2 protein-coding genes are annotated in these 1,793 nt (G+C 61.1%); both read right to left on the reverse strand.

The genetic code is table 11. The features are described from left to right. The coding region (locus tag ASD28_RS18110) for an alginate lyase family protein (protein WP_200951828.1) at positions 1–965 on the reverse strand (965 nt) is incomplete at its 3' end. A 367-nt stretch (positions 966–1,332) separates the two neighbouring features. After that, positions 1,333–1,793, reverse strand: a 461-nt coding sequence (locus ASD28_RS18115; RefSeq protein ID WP_056131106.1) for an NF038129 family PEP-CTERM protein, incomplete at its 5' end; no start/stop codon positions are given.

A 1,793-nucleotide genomic window follows, 5' to 3' on the forward strand; every position in this document is an offset into this window, starting at 1 on the left:
AGGATTTCCGAGTTGGTGAGGTCGCCGGCGCCGTGCGCCTGGTCGCGGCCCATCTCGACGTGCTGGATCTGCGGCGGAATCTCTTCGCCGGTGGCGTCGTTTTTCGTCACCGTCCGGAACAATTGCTTGATCGAGCCAGTCCAGGCGGGGTCGGGCGCATCCTTGTTGACCATGAACCACTCGACGGCCTGGTTGTATCCGTCGCGGTCGCCCATGAAGATCGAACCGGACATCTTGGCGATGGTCGTGTACAGGTGCTGGTTCATGAACCGGCAGTTGCAGTTGTCGAAGGTCTGGATCACGGGCGTGACCAGGTTCCTCGAGAAGTTGACCGTATCGTCGTCCGTCCATGCGAGCGCCGGCGTCTGCGTGCTGGTGGCGCGCAGGATTTCGGCCGCGGTCGTCATCCGCTGCAGCGGAATGCCGGTATGAATGTGCGAATCCGTGTAGTACGCGTATTGTGCGGGATCCATCTGCGAATACAGACGGATGATGTGCATGGCGTTGCTGCGATAGGTGTCGTCGCCGGTCACGAGATACAGGACGGCCTGGGTATACACGGTACCCGCATCTGCGATGAAGTTGCCTTCCAGCCCTTGCGACGTCAGGCCGTAAAACGCCGGCTTGGTGGGATCGTTGCCGTTCATGTTCCTGATCCGCGGCGTACGCGAGGCGGAGGCGGAGCCGAGCATCATGTTGAAATGCGTGTACCACGGTTCCTTCTTCGCCAGGATCTGGGTCCGTGCGTTCTCCAGCATTTCCTTGGTCAATCCGACCCCGGGGTGCTTGAAGCCGTTCGCGTCGATCGTTTCCGTGATCACCGGCTGGTAACTGGTCACCAACGTATCGATCGGATCCGCCATCGCGACCTGGCCCGGTAAAGGTACGAGCGTCGTCGCGATGCCGACTGAAAATGCCATGGCGACGATGCGCCTCAGCGCATTGTCGAATTTATTCGTTCTCATGTCTGTCTCCCCATTTTTAACCTCTTCGTATTTAGGTTACCGATAACATTTTTGACCGGAGACGGACCGGAAAGCAGGGCGCGGCAGTGCCGACTGCATACCCGAACCGGGCTCCATGGGTTTTTAATATATGAAGTACGTCTTGGTTACAGCTGTATCGACGGATTCGCCGTTCCTGCCTCGTGCTGGATGGCGGTCGCGCTGCCACGTGCACTGGATGGGATTGTACGTTATCGATACCATACAATTGTAGACCTAATTTCAACAGGTGCGTACATATTTTTCGCCACGCTGGACAATGAAAAAACCCCAAAAGCCGGACGGCGGCTTCTGGGGTTCGGTGAAGACGTCGGGACGTCCGGACGGATCAGACCCGGCGTACGCCTTGCCGGTGCCACGCCACCATCGCCAGCATGGCAACCAGCATCAGCGCCGCCGTCGACGGTTCCGGAATCTTCGTCAAGCTGCTGACGCGGGTCGAGGGCGCCGCCACGAGGATCTGTTGACCGGCGGGTGCAAACGGCTGCAGGAACAGATTGCCCAGGTCGCCGTCGGCGCCCAGGTAGTGGGTCGTGTCGAACAGCGCCCAGCCGAACGTCGTGCCGATGTCGCCCGGCAGCATGGTGAAGCTGACGTCGAAGCCGAACTTGCCGCCCAGCTGGATGCCCTGGACCAGGTCACCGCCGCCGCCGGCATTGCCGAACACGAAGGGACCGGGCGCGGTGCCCATGACCGTGCCCGTCAGGTCCGCCGCGCCGTCGAGCGCGCCCGTCAGGCTGCTCACGATGGCGGTCGCCGCCGGCGCGCCGTCCAGGCCCAGGAAATACA

The sequence above is a fragment of the Massilia sp. Root133 genome (assembly GCF_001426525.1).
Taxonomy (GTDB): domain Bacteria; phylum Pseudomonadota; class Gammaproteobacteria; order Burkholderiales; family Burkholderiaceae_D; genus Telluria; species Telluria orientalis.